This is a genomic window from Candidatus Chlorobium masyuteum (assembly GCF_011601315.1).
GTDB lineage: Bacteria > Bacteroidota > Chlorobiia > Chlorobiales > Chlorobiaceae > Chlorobium > Chlorobium masyuteum.
Genome location: NZ_JAAORA010000005.1, coordinates 135,257 through 154,349, shown reverse-complemented (window position 1 = coordinate 154,349; position 19,093 = coordinate 135,257). Strand labels below are relative to the sequence as shown.

At 46.9% G+C, this 19,093-nt stretch carries 20 protein-coding genes; 7 read left to right on the top strand and 13 right to left on the bottom strand.

Annotated elements, in window-relative coordinates; translation table 11 throughout:
- Nucleotide 1 precedes the first annotated feature (1 nt).
- Both G9409_RS09755 and G9409_RS09750 read right to left on the bottom strand, forming a co-directional pair.
- Nucleotides 2–709 (bottom strand): DNA alkylation repair protein, encoded by a 708-nt coding sequence (locus G9409_RS09755; protein ID WP_166808577.1) that lies wholly within the window; start codon nt 707–709, stop codon nt 2–4.
- Between the two features lie 291 nt (nt 710–1,000).
- On the bottom strand, nt 1,001–2,899 hold the full coding sequence (locus G9409_RS09750; protein WP_166808576.1) for an ABC transporter ATP-binding protein: 1,899 nt from the start codon (nt 2,897–2,899) through the stop codon (nt 1,001–1,003).
- A 264-nt stretch (nt 2,900–3,163) separates the two neighbouring features.
- Between G9409_RS09750 and G9409_RS09745 the strand changes: the two genes are divergently transcribed.
- Nucleotides 3,164–3,718, top strand: a complete 555-nt coding sequence (locus tag G9409_RS09745; RefSeq protein WP_166808575.1) for a hypothetical protein — start codon at nt 3,164–3,166, stop codon at nt 3,716–3,718.
- Nucleotides 3,719–3,797: 79 nt separating this feature from the next.
- Here G9409_RS09745 and G9409_RS09740 read toward each other — a convergent pair whose 3' ends face one another.
- The gene (locus G9409_RS09740) at nt 3,798–4,169 is read right to left on the bottom strand and encodes a c-type cytochrome (RefSeq protein WP_006366394.1); all 372 of its coding nucleotides are present in this window, start codon (nt 4,167–4,169) and stop codon (nt 3,798–3,800) included.
- A 499-nt stretch (nt 4,170–4,668) separates the two neighbouring features.
- On the opposite strand from G9409_RS09740, the gene G9409_RS09735 reads away from it, so the two are divergent.
- Nucleotides 4,669–6,090, top strand: coding sequence for an amidohydrolase family protein (locus G9409_RS09735; protein ID WP_166808574.1), 1,422 nt, complete (start codon nt 4,669–4,671; stop codon nt 6,088–6,090).
- A 91-nt stretch (nt 6,091–6,181) separates the two neighbouring features.
- The gene (locus tag G9409_RS09730) at nt 6,182–7,552 is read left to right on the top strand and encodes a metallophosphoesterase (protein WP_166808573.1); all 1,371 of its coding nucleotides are present in this window, start codon (nt 6,182–6,184) and stop codon (nt 7,550–7,552) included.
- Nucleotides 7,553–7,717: 165 nt separating this feature from the next.
- Here the strand turns inward: G9409_RS09730 and G9409_RS09725 are convergent, their stop codons facing one another.
- Both G9409_RS09725 and G9409_RS09720 read right to left on the bottom strand, forming a co-directional pair.
- Nucleotides 7,718–8,287, bottom strand: a complete 570-nt coding sequence (locus tag G9409_RS09725; protein WP_166808572.1) for a 3'-5' exonuclease — start codon at nt 8,285–8,287, stop codon at nt 7,718–7,720.
- Between the two features lie 55 nt (nt 8,288–8,342).
- On the bottom strand, nt 8,343–8,600 hold the full coding sequence (locus G9409_RS09720) for a type II toxin-antitoxin system Phd/YefM family antitoxin (protein ID WP_166808571.1): 258 nt from the start codon (nt 8,598–8,600) through the stop codon (nt 8,343–8,345).
- A gap of 291 nt (nt 8,601–8,891) precedes the next feature.
- On the opposite strand from G9409_RS09720, the gene G9409_RS09715 reads away from it, so the two are divergent.
- The 4 genes from G9409_RS09715 to G9409_RS09700 all read left to right on the top strand — a co-directional run bounded on the left by G9409_RS09715 (nt 8,892) and on the right by G9409_RS09700 (nt 10,421).
- Complete coding sequence (locus G9409_RS09715; protein ID WP_166808570.1) at nt 8,892–9,182, top strand: DUF2442 domain-containing protein; 291 nt, start codon at nt 8,892–8,894, stop codon at nt 9,180–9,182.
- Between the two features lie 290 nt (nt 9,183–9,472).
- Entirely contained in the window at nt 9,473–9,844 is a 372-nt protein-coding gene (locus G9409_RS09710; RefSeq protein ID WP_235923293.1) for a PIN domain-containing protein, read from the top strand.
- Entirely contained in the window at nt 9,841–10,044 is a 204-nt protein-coding gene (locus G9409_RS09705; RefSeq protein WP_166808568.1) for a hypothetical protein, read from the top strand. Before G9409_RS09710 ends, G9409_RS09705 begins: the two co-directional genes overlap by 4 nt.
- A 164-nt stretch (nt 10,045–10,208) precedes the next feature.
- Complete coding sequence (locus tag G9409_RS09700; protein WP_328700135.1) at nt 10,209–10,421, top strand: addiction module protein; 213 nt, start codon at nt 10,209–10,211, stop codon at nt 10,419–10,421.
- Nucleotides 10,422–10,579: 158 nt separating this feature from the next.
- On the opposite strand, the gene G9409_RS09695 is transcribed toward G9409_RS09700, so the two are convergent.
- The 8 genes from G9409_RS09695 to dcm form a co-directional block, all read right to left on the bottom strand.
- Entirely contained in the window at nt 10,580–10,798 is a 219-nt protein-coding gene (locus tag G9409_RS09695; RefSeq protein WP_208019706.1) for a type II toxin-antitoxin system Phd/YefM family antitoxin, read from the bottom strand.
- Nucleotides 10,799–11,367: 569 nt separating this feature from the next.
- Nucleotides 11,368–12,309 carry a retron St85 family RNA-directed DNA polymerase gene (locus G9409_RS09690; protein ID WP_166808566.1) on the bottom strand — a complete coding sequence of 314 codons (942 nt, stop codon included), beginning with the start codon at nt 12,307–12,309 and terminating at the stop codon, nt 11,368–11,370.
- Nucleotides 12,296–13,216: a retron St85 family effector protein gene (locus tag G9409_RS09685; protein WP_166808565.1), complete on the bottom strand. Its 921-nt coding sequence runs from the start codon at nt 13,214–13,216 to the stop codon at nt 12,296–12,298. The genes G9409_RS09690 and G9409_RS09685 overlap by 14 nt, the downstream gene beginning before the upstream one ends.
- A 626-nt stretch (nt 13,217–13,842) precedes the next feature.
- Nucleotides 13,843–14,484 (bottom strand): MjaI family restriction endonuclease, encoded by a 642-nt coding sequence (locus G9409_RS09680; protein ID WP_166808564.1) that lies wholly within the window; start codon nt 14,482–14,484, stop codon nt 13,843–13,845.
- On the bottom strand, nt 14,477–15,727 hold the full coding sequence (locus tag G9409_RS09675; protein ID WP_166808592.1) for a DNA methyltransferase: 1,251 nt from the start codon (nt 15,725–15,727) through the stop codon (nt 14,477–14,479). Before G9409_RS09675 ends, G9409_RS09680 begins: the two co-directional genes overlap by 8 nt.
- Before the next feature lie 277 nt (nt 15,728–16,004).
- On the bottom strand, nt 16,005–17,324 hold the full coding sequence (locus G9409_RS09670) for an MvaI/BcnI restriction endonuclease family protein (protein WP_235923291.1): 1,320 nt from the start codon (nt 17,322–17,324) through the stop codon (nt 16,005–16,007).
- Nucleotides 17,245–17,775, bottom strand: coding sequence for a very short patch repair endonuclease (locus G9409_RS09665; RefSeq protein WP_166808563.1), 531 nt, complete (start codon nt 17,773–17,775; stop codon nt 17,245–17,247). Before G9409_RS09665 ends, G9409_RS09670 begins: the two co-directional genes overlap by 80 nt.
- The gene (gene dcm, locus G9409_RS09660; protein ID WP_166808562.1) at nt 17,768–19,045 is read right to left on the bottom strand and encodes a DNA (cytosine-5-)-methyltransferase; all 1,278 of its coding nucleotides are present in this window, start codon (nt 19,043–19,045) and stop codon (nt 17,768–17,770) included. Before dcm ends, G9409_RS09665 begins: the two co-directional genes overlap by 8 nt.
- Nucleotides 19,046–19,093: the final 48 nt, after the last annotated feature.

Genomic DNA, 19,093 nt, shown 5'->3' with positions numbered 1-19,093 from the left:
GCTACACCAGCCCCTTGAGATATCGCTGCCGCTTCCCCTCCTCAAACCGTTCAATGGCGTAGCGCAGCATCACTCTCGGCATCCTGCGGCAGTGCACCCGCAGAAACTCCTCCTCTGCGGGCTGATCCCGCTTGCCGACCTCACGGAGCATCCAGCCTGCAGCCTTGTGAATCAGCTCCTCCGGGTCGTTGAGCAGCATCCCTGCTATCGCAAGGGTATCGTGAAACTCATTACAGCGGATAAAATGAAAGGTTGAGACGATGGCAATCCTGCGCTCCCAGAGGCTCTCCGAAACAGCAAGCCGGTAGAGTGGCGCCCGGTCACGATTGCGCAAAAAAGAGCCGACAATGTGCTCCGCCGAAATATCAACCAGGTCCCAGTTGTTGATGTGGAGAGTATTGGCCAGATAGCTGTTGTAGATCCTCTCCTGTTCAACACCGTCAGCCTTGCGAAAACGGCGGATAAGCAAAAGAAGGGCAAGCAGACGGTCTTCATGAAACGCAGAAGCAAGCAGACGGATCACCTCCTCCGGAGGCACGTTGTCCAGTGCGGGGGCAAGCTTTCTCAAAACAGGAACCCGAATACCGCGAAAGAGATCCCCTTCGCCGTACTCTCCGGACCCGGTTTTGAAAAACCTCAAGGCAAAGCATGCCGCCTGGGGATCGCCCAGCAGTTCAAGCCGGGCGGATATAGCTTCAGCTGTCAGCATATTCCTCTCTTTCCGTTACAGTAACCTCTATACATCGCCGTGACCGGTTCAAAAACCCTTCACCTCGCAGTTCATGGTGTCCATGATGTCCATCTCGTCCAACAAGCCGAACACGCACCGCGCAACAGATGTAGAGCGGAGAGCTCAAGGGCTCCTCTCTACATCGTCGTGAGCGATTTGAGTACGAGGCGAACGGAGCACAGGAACCGGAATGTACACAAGAGTACATGAGGATTCCGAGCACCGCTCAACGAAGTAATCGAATCGCGCAACAGATGTAGAGCGGAGAGCTCAGGCCAGTTCCGCCAACTCCGTCCACCTGGCCATCTCCCTCTCAAGCTGCTTCTGAAGCTCCTGCAGTTCGGTTCCCAGCTTCTGCTGCAGCTCAAAATCACTGCCGGCTGCAGCAAGTTTGGCCGCTATCTCCGACTGCCGGGTTTCGCCCTCATGAATGGAGCTTTCAAGCTGTTCAAGTTCACGCTTCTCCTTGCTGCCGAGCCGGCTCTGCTTCGGCTTTGCCGACACCACCGGAAGAATCTTCTGCTGCTCTTTCGATCCCGATTTCCTGTCATCCTTCTCCTTCTCCGCCAGAGCAGCCTTCATATCAAGATAGACGGTATAGTTGCCGGGGTAGCGGCGTACCGTGCCATTGGCTTCATAGGCAAAGATATACTCAACAGTACGGTCAAGAAAATAGCGGTCGTGACTGACCACAATGAGGCACCCCTGATAGGTGTCGAGGTAGTCCTCAAGCACCCGGAGCGTGGGAATATCAAGATCGTTGGTCGGCTCGTCAAGCAGCAGCACATTGGGAGAGCCGATAAGCTGCTTGAGCAGGTAGAGCCTGCGGCGCTCTCCGCCCGAGAGCGTACGGATATAGCTGTACTGGGTTGAGGGGGCAAAGAGAAAACGCTCAAGCATTCTGGCCGCCGAAAAGACCGTTCCATCCTTCAGCTTGATCTGCTCAGCCTCCTCCTGAATGAACTCAATAACCCGCTTGCTGTCATCCAGTCCCCTGCTCTGCTGATCGTAATAGCCGATGTTGACGGTTTTGCCGATATCGATATGGCCGCTGTCGGGTTTGACGCGCCCGGTAATCATATCAAAAAGGGTTGTTTTGCCCGAACCGTTCGGCCCGATAATGCCGATGCGGTCTCCCTTCTGGAGGTGGTATTCAAATTCGTGCAGCAGCAGTTTGTCGCCATAGGATTTCGAGACCTTGTGAAACTCGATAATCTTGTCACCGAGCCGTCCCGCGCCGAAGCCGATTTCAAGCTCTTTCTGCTTCTCCTTTTTCGGTGCATAGACAAATGTTTCAGCACGCAGCATGCGGGCTTTCTGCTTGGTGGTGCGGGCTTTGCAGCCGCCGCGCATCCAGTCAAGCTCCTGACGCACAAGAGCCTGGCGTTTGCGGTCATCGCGTATTGCCTGCTCCTCCTGCTCGGCCTTCTGCTGCAGGTAGCTTGAGTACCCTCCGGTATAGGTTGTAGCTGTATGACCGTCAAGCTCAAGCATGCGTGTCGCTACGCGGTCGAGGAAGTATCGGTCATGGGTGATAAGCAGCACGGCACCCTGGTAGCGGCGGATATACTGCTCAAGCCACTCAACGCTGTCGGCATCGAGATGGTTGGTCGGCTCATCAAGTATCAGGCCGTCACTCGGCACAACGAGAGCATGGGCAAGGGCTACCCGCTTGCGCTGACCGCCGGAAAGGGTGCCCATTTTAGCCTCCAGGTCATAAAGACCAAGCTTGCCAAGCACCGTCTTGGCATTCGACTCCAGCTCCCAGGCTCCGCAGACGTCGAGTTCATGGGCAAGCTGGCTCATGCGGTCTATCAGCGAGGGATCCTCGCTGTGTTTTGTCTCAAGCTCCTTGCAGACAACCTCATATTCATAGATAAGATCCATGACCTTATCGCTCGATTTCAGAATGGCTTCGAGCACCGTATCATCCGGATCGAAGGGAGAGTCCTGGGGGAGATAGGCAATCCGCTTCTGGTTTGCCACCATCACCTTGCCTTTATCGGGAGTTTCCACCCCGGCAAGAATTTTCAGCAGCGTACTCTTTCCGCTGCCGTTCGCCCCGATAATCCCTATCTTGTCGCGGTCATCTATACCGAATGAGACATCGGTAAAAAGATGTTTCAAACCATACTTTTTCTGTAATCCTTCAACTGTTAAGAGCACCATACCTTTTCACCGTTCCTTATATTATCATTGCGGCATCGCTACACCTGTATAGTGTCGCCTTATTATCTTGCAAAGGGTGGAATATAACCAATGCTTTCAGTTTTGTTTCCATGTAATTCTACCCCTTCCTCCCGCCCTGGCAGCCTTAAGCTGATGGAGGATAACCATCCCTGATTTTCCTGTTTCCTGTTCTCTGTTTTTTTTATCAACTTCGCAATACACAAGACATTCCACAGACCTCCACTAAGCAAGAATTGAACCACTATGAGTGAACTGGAAAAATCGCTGGCCTGGACCAATATTCCCGTACCGGAGGTACTGCGCCAGCTTCCGTTCAGCCAGCAGCAGCAGATACTCTCCTGGGCTGAGACGCTGGTCAGCCACAAGACCGACGGATTTGAGGAGCTCTATAACGCCATAGGGATGATCGTCAAGTATATCCCGAATTTTGTCGTCATTCCACTGATGGTCGATCATATCAAACCGCGGATAGCCGCCGGTGTATGCGGCAAGATGGGAGTTGATCAGGCCGTTGGCTATGCCAATGACCTTCCGATAGAGTACTTCAATGAGGTTTCACTTCATCTTGAAGCTCCGGTTATGGCTCAGATTCTTGAGAAAATGAAAAAAAACAGTGCCGAGAAGTTCATTCTCAGCGAACTCAAAAACCGGCTCGACCGCATGCTCGACATCGCACAGCATCTCGACAAACGCATGCTTGAAATCGTAGCAAAGCATGTCACCCTGCCCGAAAATGAAGAGGAGCTGCTCAATCACCCGCATAAACCGGTTTTTGACAAAATCAGGGCTCTGCAGTAGAAACAAAAAAGCCGTGAAAAGCCTTTGTCTTTTCACGGCGGTAAAACCTCCAGGGAACTGAGCCGAGCAAGATACTTTGCTATTTTTTGGCCACTGTTATATCACACAGTGACATCATATAAGCAACAGCATCGGAACACTGGGCAAGAGTCAGTGATTCCATTCCCCCCTTTGCAGGCATAGTATTGATGCCATCAATAGCATGATTGATGAGCGCCTGCATACCCTGCGCCATCCGTGGCTGCCAATCAGCTACGTTGCAAACTTTCGGTGCATTCATCACACCGTTATCATGACAGACTCCACAAGCCCGGTTGTAGGTCTCCTGACCTTGTGGAAGGTTATATTTCGACGATAACATCGCCAGGGTCATCTCCTGAGCCTCTGCCTGCCGGGCAAACCCGATACAGGCAAAAAGCAACGCAACAGCTCTTATTACCCTCTTCATCATCACTCCTCCCCTATTTTTTTCATGATTCTCTTGCAAAAAATAGGGGGTTCTGTTTATTCCGCGTTGTGCCGACACTGTCGAAAAAAACAAAACCCCCCGGATGTTCATCAATTCCGCTCGTATTCATTCGTCTGTCACAGCATAGATCATCTTTCAACTGTTAACAATTTAAAACCGCCAGATTAAGAGGGGATTAACGGGAGACTAAAAAATGCACAAAAATCAAACCGGGGGGAGAAAATCGTCAGGCAAACGTAAATAGAGTGTATAAACGGGTAAGGTGAAGCGCATATACAGAATTTATACTTCCGCAAAACAGACCAATTACATATTTTGTAGTAGTAAGCCGGAAGAAAAGGCTTTCTGAGTGTTGCATTTCATGTACAGGAACGGAGCTGTTCTCTTGACACGCCATGCCCCTCGAATGCAATCCGGCTCGCCCGGACAAAGGCGGATATGAGCACATCCATCAACACACTGAATCATTAAGGCGGCAAGTATGCAGACCGGAAACGTTGATGTTCACTGCCATTTTTTTAACGGTGCTTTTGCCTTCGAAGAACTTCTCGAAATCGGATGGAGATGGCTGCATGACCATTACCCATATAAACAGGATGAACAGCTCAGACTGAAAGCCCTTAATATCATCCCTCCAGAGCTGGAAAAGCTCATCAACTACGTCGCCTCATTGTTTGCAGCCATCATCAGAAGCCCTGAAGAGAATTACAACTATGAACAGCACTGCTATACCGCGAGTCAGTGGAAACCCTCCAGGCCGTTGATTACCGCGCCGCTGATGATGGACATTTTTTTTATGTTTGATAACGGCACCTCTTGTAAGCAGAAATCAAAACTCCTGAAATTGCCCGCAGAAAAAAAGAGGGCGGCTTTTTCCCCGTCGCTGATCGCCGAGCAGGAACAGTACTCATTTGATGAATTTGCGGAGGAGATGAAACAAAAGGTTCTCCGTGCCTGTGCAGAGCGGGTTTCCCGGAACGAGCGCGCTCTTGATCTGAAAGCAACAAGCACAGCCCCTGTTGCTGCGGAGCTTGACCGCGTAATCAGAGAGTTTAAATCCGGTACCGGTGAAGAGCCCAAAACGAGAGGGCTGACTGCCCGCAGCGATGTCCAGATGACGAGGGGGTATCGCAAACACCTGAAAGCCCTGATGGATCTTAAAAAAAAGAGCCCTGAAACCGTTTTCCCGTTTCTGGCCGTTGACCCTCGGCGTATCGGAATCGAGCAGCTTGTAAAAGAGCAGGTAATCGATGGTAAATTCCAGGGAGTAAAACTCTACTGTCCTCTCGGATACCTCCCCTCCCATCCCGACCTCTATCCTGTCTACAAACTCTGCATTGAGCACGATATCCCCATTACCTGCCACACCTCCCCGGGTGGGTTCCAGTCAAAGTGCGGCACAATCAGCACCCTGAGCCGGAAGAGAGACGGAACTGTGGTGAACGTACTATTTGACGAAACAACAGTTAAGCGGGTTCATGAGGGAGATACCGCTCAAAGTCTCTTTTTTGCCAGACCGCAAAACTGGCTTGAAGTGCTTGAAAACAGCGAGTTCAGCAAATTGCGCATCAATTTCGCCCATTTCGGCGGATCGGATCATATCAAAGCCTGTGCCGCCGCCCGGGGCTCATCAGCTCCGGATAACTGGACAGCAGAGATCATCAGCCTGATGGAGCGATTCGAGAACGTTTACGCCGACATAGCCTACTGCCCCGATGTTTCGCTTCAGGAGATCGAGGCCATAATCAAACAACACCCGATTGTTGAGGAGCGCCTTATGTTCGGCACTGATTTTGTTATGATCATCATGACAAATGAGAGACTTGAGGAGTACTTCAACCATTATACCGGCATTAACTCCCGCATGGCAGGAGATAATGCTGCGGCATTTCTCCGACTGTAATGAATAACCTCTCCCCTGCGCCAGAGAGCTCAGGATTTTTTGGTGCAGGGAGAGAGAAGCGGCGCAATAAACCAACCATAAACGCTTAACCATGAAAAAATCACCCGTAAGGCTTTTCCTCATCGCGTTTACCGCCATTCTCAGCTGCTGCAGCTGGCTTGAGGTTAAGGCCGCTGAAAATTCGGTTAAAGGCAATGGAACGCCCCTTAAGCATGCAACAACAGTAATTCCCAACCCGTACAATCAGAAAGGCCAGATCGTCTGCATCAGCGACATCCATTTAGGTATCGATGACAGCTATGCCGAGTGTAACAAAAACCGTCAGCCCCTCGTCCGCTTTCTGAACCAGGTCCGGCAATCTCCCGCTGTAAGGGAGCTGGTCATAGCCGGAGATCTTATTGATGAATGGTTCATTCCCGCAGATGTTGAAACGTTCAGGGGGGGAACTCAGCGTAATTTTGTCACTGCCCTGGCACACAACAATCAACCGGTGATCAATGCTTTTCAGCAGATTATCAACGAGCGCAGGATCAAGGTTACCTATGTGCCGGGAAATCACGATCTGCTGATTACAGCCGGCGATGTTCAGAGTATCCTGCCGGGAATAACGCAGGCAAGGGATGTTCAGGGTCTGGGTTCATACTCTCCCCTCGGACACCCCGGGATAGTTATCGAACACGGGCATCGTTACAATTTTTTCTGTGCACCTGACCCCTTCTCAAACCGGGCCATTGCAAAGGGCTCCATATTGCCTCCGGGCTATTTTTTTACTCGCATTGCGACGCAATCAGTGAAAGAAGGCAAGCCAAAGCCTCCGGGCGGAATCCTGCCGATAATACCTCCCGGCAGCCAGCCAACTCTGATGTATGAATACTGGCAGCAATGGTACAATCTCATGAAGATGTTCCCGATAAAAGAGGGTTTGAATGACAAGATCATAAAAACCAACATTGACGGCTATACGTTAAACTATTCAATCAACGACCTCGTGCCTCAGGTGAAAAAAGGCGTTATCGATGTCACGTTGTTCAAGAGAATTGCAACGAAAAAAATATGGGAAGACAGGCAGACGCACAACAATGTGGCTATTCATATACCGGTAGATACAGCAATCACAAAGGCCGATTCAAACAGTGAGACGGATGACCAGGCAAGAATTCAATACTTTACCAATTCAGGTTCTGACAAGCGCATTGTCATCTTTGGACACACTCACGATGCAAAAATTATTCCCTTCCAAAAGGACAAGGAGAATGACAAGGAAGCAAAAAAGATTTACGCCAATTCCGGAACATGGATTGACAGCAAGGTCGATAAAAACGATATCCCGATCATGACTTTTGTGGTTGTAACACCCGGGAAAAGCGGTATTTCAGCCGAATCTGTCACTCTTTATCGTTATTTGCCTGACGGAACGATAACGCAATTGGCCACAGAAACCCTGACGAGCGTCAAAAAGTAAGCGGGTTATTTCCTTCAACGGCCAATCATGAAGTGCAGCTCTTTTATGATTGGCCGCTTGCGTTTAATCAATCCATTAAGGTTATGAGCTTAGGCGGGCAGTTATCGCCGTTGTTCGCCCTTTGAATAATTCGGTAAATATCGTCCCTCACCGGGGAGAGAATGCTTAGATAACGCCGAGGAGTTTGAGTTCCCAAAAGCATTTGGCGGTGACGGCTACGTCAACCGATGCGTTATGGGACTCCTGAAAATCGCAGTTGAAGAGCTTCTGATGGAGTTCGGAGAGTTTGGGCCACTTGTTTCCGTAAGAATTTTTGATGGCACAGAAATCGACCGATTCCTGCATGGTGCAGATCTTCTTCTTCGCGGGCATGATGTTCGGCATACCGAGCCGCAGGAACTCAGCCCCGAGAATCTTTTCGTCAAAGCTCATGTTGTGAGCCACAATCCACTCCGCCCTCTCAACCTCGGAATAAAACTCCTCCATCACACGCTTCAGCTCCAGCCCTTCAGCCAATGCCTGCGAGGTCGTTATCCCGTGAATTGCGGAAGCCTCCGGCGGAATAGAAAACCCTTCCGGCTTGACGATATAGTTCCCCGATCCGGTTTGATTGCCGTCTCCATCAAAAGAGAGATAAGCCAACTGCACAAGCCTCGGCCAGTTGTTCAGGTCCGTCACCGGAGTCTTCCAGTTTCGCGGCAGACCCGTTGATTCCGTATCAAAGAGTAGGTACATGGGTTATTATGTTATCGGTCGTCATAATGGCCGTAAACAGAAAGAAGGTGGACTGTTACGATTGTAGAAGATTTTTGATATCTGATTTTTTGAGCACCATAGTTTTACCCTCTTCTACCTGCTGAAGAGAGCGCTGTAAATGCTCAACAACCTTGGGATCCGAAAAATAACGGTCGGTATCGCTCATTTTACGGGCAGGGATAATTTCATAGGTTTCGCTCTTCCCGCACTGGATAATTACCCGTTCCTTATTTGCGATATCAAGGTATTTCCGGAGGTTACGCCTCAACTCTGTAGTACTTATTGCAATCATGATTATCTCTCTTTAAGTATCACTATAGTGTACAAATTCTCAGCAATATAGCCCAATTCCGGATAACTCCCCTCATCCCATACTGCAACCTGCGTTGGTCGTTTGAGTGCCGGGTCACGACCCTCCGGGGTTAACTGGCGTAACTGAGTGGAATGAATGTCGTCCCACAATTTTCCCGGGTCTGGGCTGAGATTCATCAGTTTGAACTTTTGACCGACTGGGATCTGTTACAGGATGGAAAGGCCCCGGTCAAAATAGAGCCGCTCCGTTAATTCAACACGATATCGCACGATGCAACATAAATTTATAAAGGTCCTGGCCATTGATATTCTCGACCACTGTTCATTGCGTATCCATTTCGATAATGGTACGGTAAAGGAAATCAATCTGGAACCTGTTTTGTATGGTGAACTCTATGAACCGCTACGCAATCATGACTTTTTCAGACAAGCGATTGTTGACGATGAAGCAGGAACAATCGTATGGCCAAATGGAGCGGACTTTGACCCTGACTTGCTCTACGCATGGGATGAACACGTCGAAACCTTTGCAACCCAGATGCGCAAAGTTGAACAGTCTTAGCCGTCAATAACGAAATAACCATTTTCGGATTTGCCTCCGTCAGCGATGGCCTCCATCTTGGGGATAGAATCCATTTGGTGCACCTGAGTTCATCTTCCTGTATCAGCCTTTTTTTAGCTCTTTAATCACCTCAAGTTAGTCGATAGCGCCCCGCAACCCGGAATAATGATTGTCATTTGTGATAACTCTGAATATATTTACAAGAAAGGAACGCGATGCCGAGAAAGATATACCTTGACGTCTGTACCCTTTGTAGGCCTTACGACGACCAGACCTACTTGAGAGTCCGTATGGAAACCTCGGCTGTTCACTTAATTTTGTCGGCTGTGGAGAAAAGTAAATTTCAACTTGTTTGGTCACCTGTCCATTTGAAAGAAATTGAAGCAACAGCGAATGAAGTTGAACGAGCAGAGTTACTCTATTTGATAGCGAAAACTCAAAGCCGTTCAGAGCACAATACTCTTTTGACCAGGAATCGGGCTGAATTCTTTGTAAGCAAAGGCCTTGGAATTGCTGATGCAGCTCATCTGGCGTATTCCGAGTCATTTCAAGCGGAATTGATTACCTGTGACGATAAATTTGCAAAGAAAAGCAAAACCATTACCCCGGCAATCTGGGTAGGTAATCCAGTAGCGTTTTGCGAAAAGGAGGAACTGTTATGAGCATCACAAAATTAATGCCCGATAAAGATCTGATCAAAAAGGTCACTGAAATTCTTTTCAAGGAACTTGGCTATGCCAATGCTGTCAGATATTTGTCTCTGCCTAAGGAAGAGAAGCTTGAAAGCGTAAAACGCCATCGCAACTGGCAGGATACTCTCGACAAGGATACATTCTTCAACGACGTTTTCCCTTCCAGGTAAAACAGCATAAAACAGTCGGCCAGTAGCCTTTTTCAAACAAAACAGCAACCGGAATCAGCTCCTCTCCGGCAAATAGTTCAGAAGGCATTAGAGCTTAATAACGAGGCGTTTTCGATTTTCGAAAAAATGGCAGGTAAGGGGTTTCGCGTAACTGACAGGAATGAGTGTCGTCCCACAATATTCATCTTTCGCGGGCAGAAAAACCGAGAGTCATGGAAGCCATATGGGAAGATCTGACGCATGAAAAAGAGTCATTAGAAGCTCCAGACTGGCACAATAACGCTTTGCGGAAAACTGAACATCGATTGAGCGCAGGCCAAGAGCAGATTGTGGAATGGCATCAAGCGAAATCCGAACTTCGAAAAAGATTCGAATGAGAATCAGCCGAGCGCTACCCGGCAATCGTAACACCTGGCTCGGGAAATCCCCCTCCGATTGAACCGTAACTTTAGAAAAGTCTTCACGCTGGGCACAGAGGCAGGTACAAGGTTGATGATATCCGATAGCTGTTTGAGAATGATTTGCTCATCGCATATCAGCCTTTTTTCAGCTCTTTGATCACCTCATCAAGTGGCACAGATGATTGATCATGCCCTTCGGCTTTTGCTTCCCGAAGATCAATCAGATCCATATAATCTTCCATCAGCTCTTCTATTGCCTGATATTCTTCATAGGGCAAAACAACAAACTCTTTTTTCCCCCCTTTTTCTATGATTTGAGGGTTAAGGCGCATAATTTTTCTGGCGGTAATCATCGGTATGCCTCTTTTCTGTGTTTTATACGATAGCACTGGTGATTCCAGCAATTTCGAACACGTTTTCCGGTAAACGTTGAACCGTCAACACCTCATCATTCGTTCTGCAAATACAATGTAAAAATGTGTTCGAAGTTTATTCCATTAAAGCACACATTTTCCCGTCAGCAGATTTCAATTTCAGTTGTCGACAAAGTGTCGACAACTCAAGGCCATCTTCACTCTTTACCCTGACCTTCATCCGGAACCAATAATCACGAGGGTTGACGCTTTCGCTTAACACTGCTATGACTTCGACTCATGTGCACACAGGGTAATCGCCTGCAAATAATAACCGGGAATTGAAGAGGAATACATTTATATCATGCCGACCCCGAGGATATCCTGAGTCATGACCCGGCAGGGGTTAACTCGCGTAACTGAACGGAATGAATGTCGTCCCGTAGGATGGTGGTGGAGAGAGAATACCGGTGGAATCAGATATAACCACGCAAAAGCAATACCTTATTTGAGCAGGTGGAAAATGAAAGTAAATACAGAAAATTATGACCATAACCGCCAGCATCCATTCAGAATACGCTGGCACGGAGTTCATGAATTTCTTTAAAATATTTTTGTGCTAATCTGGAATAAAAAGAAGGAGCAACATAATGACAATATGCCAAATGGCCCAATAAAGATCGATATTCATCAGGTTTCAATTCACCCTTAGCATATAAACTCAATAATAGTCTAATATGATCTTTTTGTTTTCTATGAACTGTAATATATCCATTATTGCAAACCTTTAATCCGGTAACTGAAGCTGTGCCACCAGTACTACTGCCAAGTCTGGTCTTGGCGGAGTTTAAAGTAATATCGGGAGATTTATGACGTCCAATTAAATCGGATATTTCCCTCAACAAAACCTTACAGCCACCTTTTTTATCCGTAGAAAATATGAGATCATCAGCGTACCTAGTATAACAAACATCTCCAAAACGTCCCGAAGACACAAGACTCTCAACATTAAGATCAAACTGATACATAACAACATTGCTAATCACTGGTGATGAAGGGTATCCAATAGCAAGTCGATCTTCTTTATAAAAACAAGATTTTCTTATCAAATCTTTTTCTTCGGGTCCAAAAACCCAATCAACACTGATATTTTGATACCAATCCTCAATTAACGGCAACAAATCACTAAAAACAATACTGTGGAAAAATTCCTTAAGATCAAGTTTAAGAAAAAAACGATTATGGCAATGTTTTTTTGCATTATTTAATATTGAAATTCCATCTCGATATGCAACTGCTGAACTATGTATTGGTAATTTGCTTAAAATATTGAAAATCAACCAATACTGTACGGTTTTTAACTTCTTGGAGGGATGAAATATTTCTCTTGAACCACCACTCTTCTTAGGCAAAGTGAATTTTTTAACATAAATGCGAGACTCTTTCAATGCCTCGTCCACTATAGACACGGGAACACTAAGATCTATAGCGATAGCATCACGAATATGCATATATCCTCTCAGGATAATATTTGAGCATATAGTTTCTAAAAGACGAAATAATCTTGTTTAAGTCAAAGTTATATTTGTAATATGTATCATTTATTTTACTTCGATACAAACCACTTGAACTTCTTTCAACAGAACCAAACGATGACAGAATAGCCAACAAATGCTTTACTTTATTAAAATTTTGCTTACCGAAAAGCAATATCAGTATTTCGATCAATTCCTTATGTTGAACTGGCCCTGAGATGTAAATAAGATCATGAAGAAACATTGCGGAATCTTTGTTAAAACACAAAGCGGGATTACATGCATCAAGATTAACTGGAGTATTTACGCTCTTAATCGGATCTTTTAAAAACTCATATATTTCGTTATATATGTCGCCTATCGCATCTAAACTATGAACGCCATCATCTTTCATTTTGTAGTATATAACATGATCTGCTCCAGAGTACTCTTCAATAAATTTTATAGGGCCTTCATTGATAAATGATTCTTCATTTTTAAACTTCAAATCATTAATAACAATTAATTTACCGCAAAGGACTTTATTAGCAAAAGCGCCAAGTTCTGCAAAGGCGCTTCGACTTTCAAGAATAATAATTATATAATCTGAAAAAGCTGATATCAGGTTTTCAATCTCAAGAACATTTCCCTTATGTTCTTCGTTTTTAAGCGTATTAAATACTTTTTCGGCGAGAAAAAACTGAGTATGCGGTAATTTTTTACTAGCAAATTCGAGAAGAGCCTTACGTCTTTCGGATATTATATTTTTCGATTGATTTGCCCCACATAAAAACACAAATTTAGAAACATTAACAGGATGAAAAACCCTCGTATTGTTAAATGCAAAAACAAGAGAACTGAGATTCTCTTGTAACAACTTCTTGGTTTTAATCTCTCTTAACATATAAAAAATAGCCTACTTTAAGCAAGGCGAGGCCTCTCTAACAGGAACACGCTGACCAGCGCGTTCCTGTTAGAGAGGCCTCGCCAGTAAGCTAAAAAAATAAGGCGGAATGTGACTCACATCCGATGGGCTTTAACCCATAATCACTAGGCATTAAAAGGATATTACTGACTTATTCACTTCATTACAAGCAGCAAAGCAAAATAATAGCCTTGTAACACACAGATTTCCTGCGATTTATCAGCAAAAGCATGAGAAAAGTCTCTTTTTGAAAATATTCGTTAAAATGGTCGCTTCATAACCGCCATCTTCATTGACAGTTACCTCAACAGCTCCCTCTGCATCTGAGCTGTGCGCTGGCATCTCCCCTGCCGAAACATACCATGTATTCTATAGCGATCTTGCCATAATATCAGGCTGTATCAGACTTGGGATGGTTGGTTTAAAGATGAAGATGTCTGCATATGCTGAAGCGGGAAAAATAGGAGGGGGTATTCATCGACTTACTGCGGCTACCAAGATGCCGCTCCTCTGGAGCTGAAGTACACGGCAACTCTCTGGGTATTCAAGCAGATTACTGGATGTTGTTCAATAGGCGAGAATGCTGACACAGAAAAATGAGAACATCATACCAATCCAAGCCTGCTCATCTCAGCCTTGATTTCATCGATAACATCCTTGTTGTAGATCTCTTTTTTCTCACCGCTTTTATACGAGTAGATATAGAATACCTTCCCGCCAAACTTCTCGGTGAATCGCTGGTGAGTCTCTGACTGAATTGATTTTTCCTTGAAAATTTCGGGAAGCTGTGTTCCTCCACTGAACGAGATTGGCTTGATCTGGAGTCCGATAAACTTCTCCCCTGCCTTGATGTAAAAGTCAACATTGAACAACCTGTCCCACTCGTCAGAAGCCGGTTCTATTTTCACTCCGAGCTGGCGCTCCAGTTGACCATAAACCGTTTTGATTTCAGTCATGTAACCATCAAACGTCCGGTCAATGACAAGCTGCTTCATGTAGGTGATGCAATCCTCTTCTGATACCGCCTCAACCTCCGCAGCAATCACCTCGGTTATCTTGACGTAGAGTTTTTTCCCGAGATCAACAATATGCTCTTCGGGCTTGACATGGGCATAGTAATACTCTCGCCACTCCTCGACTGATTTGGGTGCGCACGTTCTGATAGACTCGGAAGTTGGTCCGACGTTTCGCTTGAAATTAAGCTGAAAGCGGTTCATTGCGCTGTTCAGTATCCACTCTTTAGCCATTGAGTTGTTCTGACAGGGTTAGAAATTTCTCCTTCTGCTTGTAATCATAGCTGCTGTCAATACCGACCAGCCTGCTTTTGATCAGATGCGCATTGACGAAAGTCTTATTTTCAAGGTAGAGATAACAGAGAAGGTTATTCTCGCTGTCGTATTTCATCCGGTCATACTTCATGAATATCCGCTTTCCCTGAATTTTTTCAACCAGATAGCCGACAGCACGGTCGTGCATAAAGGGCTCTTGCTTGATACCAATCAGTTTCACCGTCAACCCGTTGGATAAGCGCACCTTCTCGGGGCTGAGAATCTCCCTGACCGTAAACAGCTCTTCCCGCTGTGCTGAACCAGTATTATCAATCCGTGAACCAAAGGTGAGTTTTCGCGGATCCAGTTTTTTATCGAGCTTGTGAGGGTCAGTAAACCGGTAAGGCAGTTGTTCAATCGCAGAGGCAAAGTCACCCGTTACCGTGTCATTCAGAAACTCATATACTGTCCCGGCAAAATCCTGCTGGTTGCTGTTGAGCTTTGTTTTGGCTATCTCGATAAACTCGGGGTTGATTTCATACCCGATAGAGTTTCGGTCAAGATTTTTTGCAGCGAGAGCTGTAGTGCCACTTCCCATAAACGGGTCAAGCACCGTATCGTCCTGAAAAGCAAACATTTTAATGAGACGATGAGGAAGCTCTTCCGGAAACATGGCAATGTGACCATCCTGTTTTGCTCCGGCAAAGTTCCAGTGGCCTGAAAAATAGGTGTTCCACTCCTCCGTGGTCATTGCCGAGTGCTCTTTCTGTTCTTTGGTCGGCTTTGGAGCATCTCCCGGTTTTTTAAAAATCAGGATGAACTCATAGTCAAGTTTGAGAATACCGTTACGCGGATAAGGAAAGCTCCCCATAATTGAAGCTCCACCGGTAGTATTGGTCGTTGTTACCTTCTGCCAGATTACCGCACCCATGTAGTCCAGACCGATAGTCTCACAGAACTTTATAATCTCCGTCCGGATCGGAATAACCTTGTACCTGCCGTAGTAGACCGAACGGGCAAACTGGTCTCCGATGTTGATGCAGAGACGACATCCCGGATAGAGCACCCGCTCACACTCCTTCCAGACAAGATTCAGATTGTTGATATAGCTCTCGTAACTATCATGAAAACCGATCTGTGCGTCCGTGCCATAGTCCTTGAGCTGCCAGTATGGCGGTGAGGTGATCACAAGGTGAACCGACTTGTCGCCAACAAGATTCATCTCGCGACTGTCGCCATCTATTATTGTGTGCTTGGTCTTCAAATTATTCAATTACTTAACAATATTCCATCAAACCTGTTACCGGTAATCTGGGTGCATCGCCCAGATCACCGGCACTTTTCAAAAGTATAGCAATTTTCAGAAGAAACAGCGGATTTATCCCCTCTTGAACTGACGAATTGATTGTAGCCTCCGGCGGGGTGGCAACGGCCCTGATTCAAAAGCTTTTTCGAGGTTCCTGCATGACCTTTAATGTGAGAAAACGATGCTATCCGAACTATCCTTCATTCAAATCGACAATATCCATGCTGTGGTAGAGTGCAGGGAGATTGGATGATTTTATGCGAAACTGGCTTCGCTGTTTGGTGCGTGGAGTGGTTGATGCATTCTCAAGTTTGATACCCGGATCGTAGTAGACCTTCCCTTCGGCCATAGCCTGCAGGTACTTCAAAAAATCAGTTCCTGTGCCGATACGGATCAGGTTGCCGTACCAGTATTGCCGTTCGGGTGACTGTAAACACTGGCTCGGGATGTAGACAGCCTTGTTGTGCTTCCGGTTCCATTTGGCCATAATTTCAGCATATCCCCATACCGCTGCCTCTTCACCCTCACTGTTCATCAGCGATATTCCACCCGTTGCATCGATGATCTTTCCCTTGATGGCGTCAAACCCCTTCAACACAATCTGAAGGTTTGTCAGACGGTGATACTCCCCCACTTTGTGAACTCCCCCGAAATTCAGCCTGTCTCCACGATCAGCGGCACCGGTCATATCGGGATATCCGAATTTCCTGATGAACGCTTCAATACCGGCACTCCGGTAGTAACCACCCGTCGGTTCGGGGGTCATGAGAGTCAGTACTCCACCGTTTATCTTCTGAAAGTTGGTGACACTGTACTGCTTTACTTCGTAGCCAAGATAGTCCGGTTCAGAACGGCTGTTGGGAATGATATCCAGTTCTGCTTCGAGTGTCATCCCGCCACAATTTGGAGCTTCGCAGGGCAGGATAATACCGTTGCTGCCCAGTTTTCTTGACCGGATCCAGCCTTTCTGATGGATCTCTCTCAATTTCCCGATGAGTAACGATCTTTCATCAAGGACTCCGGCTCCTGTACCGGGTTCAAGAAAAACTCCGCTTCGGGGCAGCTCTCCGAGAGAAGCAAACTCCCTTGCAAGTTCACTCTCCGGGTGACACAGATAACCGATAATTCTGCCGTCGGGAGATATCCCCAGAAAAAGGATGCGCCCGGCCAGTCTCAGGCGCTCGTCCATAAGCTCTGAGGGGGCGGCAGAACAGCCCTGGAGGAAGCCGGAAAATCTTACTTCCGGATATTGGGGATAGAGTATAAGTTGGGCTCGGGGAGCATTGTGTAAACTTCCGTCATCGGAAAGCCACCAGTAATCGAGTGGTGCCTTGAATATATGAGGCTTGGCTGGATCTGGAGCTATTGTTGCAAAGGGAATAATGTTGATAGCCTGGAAATCACCGCCAAAATAGACCTGTTGCTTCCGGTTGTCATTTGCTGCGAGGACCTTCGCGTAGATCGTCCGGCAACCCTTGTTTCGCATGATCGATTGCAATGTCGATAATCTCATGTTGCCCTCTGATTTCATGTTTTGTCGAGTTTGAATGCAGCCATGCTGCACAGGAATCAACAACCTCATCAACCGGCCTGCGCCCCTTGCCTTTTAGAGCACACTCCCAGACAATCAGAACTCTCCAGCTTTGCCGTGCAAGTTCATCCATGACAGCATAGTCACGGGTCCTGTTTTTGCCGATCTTCCCTTTCCAGAACTCCTCTCTTGTTTTCGGCCATTTGAAAAGAGCACACTCATGGGCATGCCAGAAACATCCATGAACAAAAATAACGGCACGATACTTCGAAAAAACAAGATCAGGCTTGCCCGGCAATGAACTGCAATGAAGCCTGAATCTGAACCCCCGTGCATGAAGGCCTCTGCGTATCCTCATTTCAGGAATGGTATTCGCTGCCCGGATGCCGGACATCATTCGGCTTCGTGTTTCCGGTGAAACAACATCAGCCATACTGAACAGCTTTTTCAGACATCAGGACACCAAAGTCAAAACGCAACTGGTCGGATGAAACACCTTCAATCAGGTATTCAAGCATATACCGTGCAACAGCCCTGACAACAGGCACAACAACAGCATTTCCGAACTGCCGGTAAGCCTGGGTATCAGAAACAGGAATTATAAAACTGTTACCATCAAGTGTATCAAAACCCATCAACCGTGAACACTCCCTCGGTGTCAGCCTTCGGGGATTTTTCCCCTCCTGCTTCACCAGAATCTCGGAACCATCCTTGTAATAGCGAGCCGAAAGTGTTCTGGCTACATCATGGGGGCCGACAAGGCCGAATCCGAAACCATTGCCTTTTGCCCGGTGTTTTTCAGCATACTTCTGGAGGTACTCCCAGAGATGATCCGAAAGGGTGTAGCGGTCGGATATTCTTGCCAATGGGCCGACAGTATAGGGTGGTTCCTCATCTTCCAGGCCGTTTTCAGGATGCAATATGGTTTCTATGACCGGGCGCTCGCTGCCGTGCGGCAGATCAAACCGCTCAAAGCTGAATCCGCAATCCTCCCTGAACCCTGCAATAAATATCCGCTCGCGATGCTGGGGAACCCAGTTTCCGGCATCAATAATTTTCCAGTCAAAATAATAGCCCAGTTCGGCAAGAGTTTCCTTGATAATATCGAATGTTTTCCCCTTGTCATGCCGCTGAAGATTCTTGACATTTTCAAGCAGGATCGCCTTCGGGCGATGATACTCAATAATTCTCGCCACATCAAAAAAGAGGGTGCCCTGGGTTTTGTCTGCAAAACCGTGAGGTCTGCCAAGAGCATTTTTTTTGGAGACTCCGGCTATTGAAAAAGGCTGGCAGGGGAAACCCGCAACCAGAATATCATGTGACGGGATGTCGCGGGCATCAATTTTGGTAATGTCACCACCAATCTCGTGATCACACGAAAAATTCGCCTGATAGGTCTGACGGGAGTATTTGTCCCACTCACTCGTAAAGACACACCTGCCGCCAAGCTCTTCAAAAGCTTTTCGCATGCCTCCAATACCGGCAAAAAGATCAATGAAGGTAAAGGTTGAAGACTCTTTGCCGTAGGTTGATAAAGGCTGGGCAATCCTTGTGAGCTGGTCAAGCACCAGTTTTCTGGGGACTATCTCGTTTTTCTCCCAGCGATAGACCTCTCGCTGGCTGTACCCGGTAATGTGAGCAATTTTGTCAATCGACAAACCCGCCTGCTGGCGTAACAATGAAAAGCTCTGGGTGGTATTCATGATACTCGCCTCCACGGGAAATATTTTGACATTATGGCAATAATAAAC